Origin of the sequence: Streptomyces sp. NPDC127084 (assembly GCF_042724175.1) — a bacterium.
Taxonomy (GTDB): domain Bacteria; phylum Actinomycetota; class Actinomycetes; order Streptomycetales; family Streptomycetaceae; genus Streptomyces.
Genome location: NZ_JBHXFA010000251.1, coordinates 1 through 6343 on the forward strand (window position 1 = coordinate 1; position 6343 = coordinate 6343).

7 protein-coding genes are annotated in these 6343 nt (G+C 69.0%); 6 read left to right on the forward strand and 1 reads right to left on the reverse strand.

Translation table 11 applies throughout. The features are described from left to right. Positions 1–150 precede the first annotated feature (150 nt). On the forward strand, positions 151–504 hold the full coding sequence (locus tag ACFWI9_RS32245) for a hypothetical protein (protein ID WP_387168263.1): 354 nt from the start codon (positions 151–153) through the stop codon (positions 502–504). Between the two features lie 43 nt (positions 505–547). Further along, a complete protein-coding gene (locus tag ACFWI9_RS32250; protein ID WP_387168246.1) occupies positions 548–928 on the forward strand; it encodes a hypothetical protein in 381 nt (126 codons plus the stop codon). A 100-nt stretch (positions 929–1028) separates the two neighbouring features. On the opposite strand, the gene ACFWI9_RS32255 is transcribed toward ACFWI9_RS32250, so the two are convergent. Continuing rightward, entirely contained in the window at positions 1029–1661 is a 633-nt protein-coding gene (locus tag ACFWI9_RS32255) for a TetR/AcrR family transcriptional regulator (protein ID WP_387168249.1), read from the reverse strand. 262 nt (positions 1662–1923) lie between these two features. Here ACFWI9_RS32255 and ACFWI9_RS32260 point away from each other — a divergent pair, with 262 nt between their 5' ends. The 4 genes from ACFWI9_RS32260 to ACFWI9_RS32275 all read left to right on the forward strand — a co-directional run bounded on the left by ACFWI9_RS32260 (position 1924) and on the right by ACFWI9_RS32275 (position 6265). Next, positions 1924–2901: a tetratricopeptide repeat protein gene (locus tag ACFWI9_RS32260; RefSeq protein WP_387168252.1), complete on the forward strand. Its 978-nt coding sequence runs from the start codon at positions 1924–1926 to the stop codon at positions 2899–2901. Between the two features lie 633 nt (positions 2902–3534). After that, positions 3535–4188: a DUF6230 family protein gene (locus ACFWI9_RS32265; RefSeq protein WP_387168255.1), complete on the forward strand. Its 654-nt coding sequence runs from the start codon at positions 3535–3537 to the stop codon at positions 4186–4188. Positions 4189–4284: 96 nt separating this feature from the next. After that, entirely contained in the window at positions 4285–4854 is a 570-nt protein-coding gene (locus ACFWI9_RS32270) for a DUF6114 domain-containing protein (RefSeq protein ID WP_387168258.1), read from the forward strand. Continuing rightward, on the forward strand, positions 4823–6265 hold the full coding sequence (locus ACFWI9_RS32275; protein WP_387168261.1) for a hypothetical protein: 1443 nt from the start codon (positions 4823–4825) through the stop codon (positions 6263–6265). The genes ACFWI9_RS32270 and ACFWI9_RS32275 overlap by 32 nt, the downstream gene beginning before the upstream one ends. Positions 6266–6343 lie beyond the last annotated feature (78 nt).

The following is a 6343-nucleotide window of genomic DNA, read 5'->3' on the forward strand; positions in this document are numbered from 1 at the left end:
ACCTGAGTCCAGTCCCTCTGAATCCGAGTCGTCGAGCCTGCGCACCACCCGGGCCGGGTTCCCCACGGCCAGTACCCCTGCCGGGAGGTCCCTGGAGACGACATACGCGTCCGCTTCCACTACGTCGGCGGCTGCGGCCCCTTCGCGGACATCACCGCCACCTTCGAGCCGCCCGTCGACGCGGGTCAGCCGGCCTTCGTGAACCTCGTGCCGGACGAAGACCTTCCGGAGGAGTTCGCCGCCGCGTTCCTGGCGGGCGTGGTGCAGGGGTTCGAGGAACACGGTGGCGGCGACGGCATCGAGTCGGACGTACTGATCACCGCCGGACGGCACCACATCGTGGACTCGTCCGAGTACGGCTTCAAGATCGCCGGGCAGATGGCGGCCCGCGCCGCCATGATCACGGCGGGGCTGCTGGCCCCGCAGGAAGCCCACAAGCTCACCAAGGTGCACTGGCCGGCCAAGTCCCGGTTCGTCGGGGAGCGCGACGCGCGGCGTCCGTGAAAACGGCTGGATCGACCGGCCGCCGCCGCCCTACCGTGGCGCGATGACCGGTCTCCCCGTGCCCGCGCGCGATATTCGCGTGCGCTTCCACCGCGTCAACTGCGCCGGTCACTTCGCGCACTTCACCGTCGACTTCGAACCGCCGAGGGAGGGCGGCACGGGGGAGTTCCTCAGTACGGCGCCGCGGGACGAACTGCCCGACGAGTTCACCGGTCCGCTGTGGACCGGCGTACGGCAGGGCCTCGACGGGGTCAGCGCCCGGGTCATCGTCACGGCGGGCCGCGCGCATCCCACGGACTCCTCCGGCCGCAGCTATCTGATCGCCGGGTACCTGGCGGGCCGGGCCGCGCTGGTCGTCGCGGGCCTGCTGCCGCCCCATGAGGCCCCGCCCCAGCGGGACGTGACCTGGCCGGGCCGGACCTGAGGGGCGCCGGCCGCCCGCGCACCGGGTCCTGCACCGGCTCACACAGCGGTTCGCGCACTGGCTCACATACCGGGTCGCACGCCGCCCGCTCGGCGGCGGCTCAGTCGAGTCGCCCCGCCGCCCCGAGACCGCCCAGCAGCACCGCCGTGAAGCGCCTGACCCAGTCCTCGTCCACCTGCTCGCCGCTCACCAGCGCCCGGTGCACCACCGCGCCCGCGACCACGTCGAAGATGAGGTCCGCGGTGCGGTCCGCGATCTCCTGGCTGGGCTCCACCGGGAGTTCACCGCGTGCCTGGGCCCGGGCGCGCCCCTCCAGGACCAGCCGCTTCTGGCGGTCCACGATCGAGACCCGGATGCGCTCGCGCAGTGGTTCGTCGCGGGTCGACTCGGCGACCACCGCCAACATCGCGGTCTTGGCCTCGGGGCGCTGGAGCAGTTCGGCGAACTGGAGCACCACGCCCTCGATGTCGGCGGCCAGGGAGCCGCGGTCGGGCAGCTCCAGTTCGTCGAAGAGCACCGCGACCGCGTCCACGACGAGTTCGTTCTTGTTGGCCCAGCGCCGGTAGAGGGTGGTCTTGGCCACCCCGGCGCGCTTCGCCACATCGCCCAGCGTCAGTTTCGACCAGCCGAGTTCGACCAGTGCGGCCCTGGTCGCGTCCAGGATGGCGGCATCCGCCTCGGCGCTGCGGGGGCGACCGGTACGGATGCTTTTCGGACGGAGGTGGCTGCACATGACGGCGACCATACCGGCGGGTAAGTCAAACGCCATGGGGTGCGGCCGTACCGGGCGCTGTGAGCCACTTCACCGGCGGAACGGGCGCGGAGCGGCGCCGGGGGAGTTACGCTACGACTCGTATCGAAAAAACTGCTGAGCGATGACCACGAGCGCCAGGTGGGGACCGGGCGCAACAGCACACCGAACAATGGAAGCGCCGCCGGTCATATGACTTGAGGCGGCTTTTCACTCGTGCGCGCGGAGGGGGGAGGATGTAGCCATGCAGCAGCCTAGGAACATGTCCATGAGCGGCGTCGTCGACCTCGCCGCGGTGAAGGCGGCCGGTGAGGCCAAGGTCAAGGCGGAGCAGGCCCGTGCGGAGGCCGCCCGGCGTGGCGACAGTGGTGCCGTCTCTCCCTCTAGTCTCGTGATCGACGTAGACGAGGCCGGCTTTGAGAGCGATGTCCTCCAGCGCTCGACCGAAGTGCCGGTCGTCATCGACTTCTGGGCCGAGTGGTGTGAGCCCTGCAAGCAGCTCAGCCCGGTGCTGGAGCGGCTCGCCCGCGAGTACAACGGCCGTTTCGTGCTTGCCAAGATCGACGTCGAGGCCAACCAGCTGCTGATGCAGCAGTTCGGTGTCCAGGGGATTCCCGCCGTCTTCGCCGTGGTCGCCGGGCAGGCGCTCCCGCTCTTCCAGGGCCTCGCGCCCGAGCCGCAGATCCGCCAGACGCTCGACCAGCTCGTCCAGGTCGCCGAGCAGCGCTTCGGCCTCACCGGTGTCACTGTCGCCCCGGACACCGAGGACGGCGAGGCGCAGGCGGCCCCCGCCGCGCCCGTGGGGCCGTATGACGCGGCGCTCGAGGCGGCCGTGGACGCGCTCGACGCGGGCGATCTGGGCGGTGCGGTGCGGGCGTACCAGAACGTGCTCGCCGACGACCCGGGCAACGTGGAGGCCAAGCTGGGCCTCGCCCAGGCCGAACTGCTGCGGCGAGTCCAGGAGATGGACGCCTCCGCCGTACGCAAGGAGGCGGCGGACAAGCCGAACGACGCCCAGGCGCAGATCGCCGTGGCTGACCTGGACCTGGTCGGCGGTCATGTCGATGACGCCTTCGGCCGGCTGGTCGACACCGTGGGTCGCACGGCGGGCGAGGACCGCGACGCCGCCCGGCTCCATCTGCTGGAGCTGTTCGAGGTGATCGGTCCCGACGACCCCCGGGTGACCGCCGCGCGTACGGCGCTGGCCCGGGTGCTGTTCTGACGCAACCGGCGTGCGCCGCACCTGGCGTACATGGCCGCGGTCCCGCCCGCACGGGCGGGCCGCGGTCGACGATTTGGCGACAGAGTGACAAAGCGCGGTTGTACTTTACCAAAACTTGGTAAACGAACTCGCTGTTACTCGTAGTAAATCGATCATGCTCTTCTGTCCCGTTTTCGGCGACAATATCCACCCCTTTCAGTGAGGCCTGAGGCACCCTGTGTGGCCGCCCGATATCGCCCCGTCGTGGGCCGGTTATAGGCCCGTTACTACCGAGTAACGAACCCCCTTGTGCCCTGGCTCTTAATGGACGACGATCGGCCACGCTCGGTCCATCACCGCACCACTCGGCAAGCCAGCCGCGGTAAAGCGGTTCTGGGTCCCCACCGAGTCGGCCGGCGGCAGAGACGCCGACCGCGGACAGGGGGGTTCCTGCCTGAGCGGCGGGGCCTGTCCATTGAGGTTGCGCGAACGCGTGGCCAGTGGTTGTCGCTCGGGGGTGATCGCCGGTGAAGCGGACGCGGACCGCGCCTGCTGACTCGGTGCTCCCCTTCCCGAGGACGTAGCACTTCTCCCATCCCAGGGCGGACCTCCCGGTCCGTACCGGAGATGTACGTCCGAGAAGGAGGAACAGATATGTCCCAGGTTCATGGTGGGACCAGATGGAAGCGGTTCGCCGTCGTCATGGTGCCGTCCGTGGCCGCCACGGCTGCGATCGGCGTGGGCCTGGCCCAGGGCGCGCTCGCGGCTTCGTTCGCGGTGTCGGGCCAGGAGTTCAAGGTCCGTGCGGGTCACCTTGAAGGTACTGGGTTCGCCCAGTACGGCGGTATGGACATGGGCTACAAGAACGTGGCCGGTGGCGAGGAGATGACGGCCCACCCGGTCGCGATCTCCAGCTTCCAGAACGCCAAGATCAACGACATGTGTCAGTCCGTCGTGACCAAGGTGCCGGGCTTCGGCAACGTCACCCTGCGACTCACGGCCGGCACCGACAAGAACAACCCTGTCGTTGCCAAGGACCTCTACCTCGATGTGTCCGAGCTCGACGGTGACGCCACCTTCGAGGACATCGAGATCGGTGTCGCGGCCAAGAACACCGACAAGGACGTCAAGGGCGGAATGGGCCCGGACGTCAAGGACAAGATCCTTGAGAACGGGTTCGGCCAGCAGGCCCGTGTCGCCAAGCTCGACGGCGTCAAGCAGAAGGCGTGGGCGACCACGGCCGCGTCCTTCAAGCTCAGCGACCTGAGCATGCGTCTGTACACGGACGCCGGCCACGAGTGCTACTGACGGTCATTCCGTCCGGTTGGGCGGGGGGAGCCACTCGGCTTCGCCCGCCCGGCCAACTCTTCACACCGCAACACCAGTTCCAGGGAGCTGTTTTCCATGAGCGTCGCCGAGTCCACGGAACAGAACGAGCACTTCCTCAGCGTCTTCCGCCGGCGGTTCCGCGAATGGCGGGGACAGCGGCCTTTCTGGGCGGGCCTGTTCGCCATCCTCGGCGGCATACCGATCGTCTACTTCCCGTATGCCAGCCTCAACCTCGGCCATATGACGCTCTCCCTGCAGACCAACGCGGGCTCGGGAGCCCTGATCATCGGTGTGCTGCTCTTCACGCTGGGCCTTGTGCTGTGGTTCCAGCCCCTGGTCAGGACATTCGCGGGTGTCGCCACGATTCTGCTGGCGCTCGTCTCGATCCCGATGGCGAACCTGGGCGGCTTCTTCTTCGGCTTCCTGTTCGCGCTGATCGGCGGTGGACTCGGTCTCGCATGGGCGCCGGGGCAACCGACGGTTGCGCCTGCGGCCAACGAGGGAGCGGCACCCGTACTCGCCGATCCGTCGGCTGCGCAGGTGCCCGGCCCGGACCAGGACCCGGCGGCGTGGGGCCCGCAGAACGAGCAGACGACACACGACACCACGATCGATGCAAGCGGCGGGAGGAACAGTGCCGGGTGATGTCACACCGCTGAACACGGCGGGGGGTGACGGGGCAGAGGCCAGAAGGAGTCCGCGTCACGCGGCCCCGAGAAAGTCGCTGCTGACCAAACTCCAGATTCCCGCCGGTAAGGCGATGGCCCTGGCTGCCATGCCCACCGCCGTATTCGTCGGGATGGGCCTGGCACCCAAGCTCGCCCTCGCCGACGACAAGGACATACCCTTCGCGCCGGGACCGTGCGTGACCCGCTCCGACGAACCGTCAGAGTCGGAGTCGCCGTCCCCGTCGGATTCGGCCAAGCCGGCCGATGAGGCGTCGGACGAGTCCTCGGACAAGAAGACCGACGAGCCTTCGTCGGACTCCTCCGGCAACGCATCGGACTCCGAAGGCGACTCGGACAAGACCCGGGACGAGCCGGAGCCGGCTGAATCCCCGTCGGCTTCCGAGCCGGCGGACGAGACGGACGAGGCTGACAAGCCCGCCGAGGAGTCGGAGCCGTCCGACGACGCCGCGGACTCGACGTCAGGCGAGTCCAAGAGTCTGCTCGACCCGCTGGGTATCGGCGACAAGATCAAGGACCTCTTCGACGGTTCCGACGACTCCAGCGACGAGGAGTCCGAGACCGAACCGGCCGCGAGCGAGACGGCGGAGCCCGCCGACGAGCCGTCGGACGAGCCCACTGCGGACCAGCCCGAGCCGGACAGCACGTCCGACGCCAAGGACCCCGCGCGCGACGAGGCTGACCAGCCCGACGAGGGCGACGAGTCCACTGAAGCTGACAAGGCTGACGAGACCGACAAGGTCACGGACAAGACCGCAGAGGCGATCAAGGACGCGGCGGACAAGGCCGGCGCCGAGGTCGAAGAGCTCGACGACGAGATCAAGGGCACGGACCCGGTCAAGGACGAGGACATCCCGGACGGCGCCAAGCCGCGCTTCCCATGTCCGACCGCCGACCCCGAGGCCCTGGCCGCCGCCGAGGTGGAGCCGGGCATCCCCTCGGTCTCGGACGACCCTTGGGTGCTCGAGAGCTCGAAGCTCACCCTGAGCGGCCTGGACTACAAGGGCATCGTCGAGGTGAGGACCGGCAGCGGCAAGATCAAGAAGGCCCTGAAGTTCACCGCCTCCAGCATCGACATCAAGGACCTGCACCAGTCCGTGGCGGGACCGGGTGGCACCACGATGCACGTCGAGGCGAGGAAGGGCTCTACCTCGGAGATCCGCAACGGCACGGTGACGATGTACACGGAGGAGCTGAAGGGCAAGCTCTTCGGCATCATCCCCGTGACCTTCAGCCCCGAGTCCCCGCCGCCCCTGAACGTCCCGCTCGCCATCTTCACCGACGTGAAGGTGATCCAGGCGGCCCAGTTCGGTGGCACGCTGACCGTCCCCGGTCTGCACAACTACTTCACCGGCGGTAACGCCGGCTGAGTCCTCCGGGAGCCGCACAAAGGCTGTGGGGGGGGGGGGGCGCGCGGGCGGGGGGGCCCGCCCCCCCGCTCGCCCGCC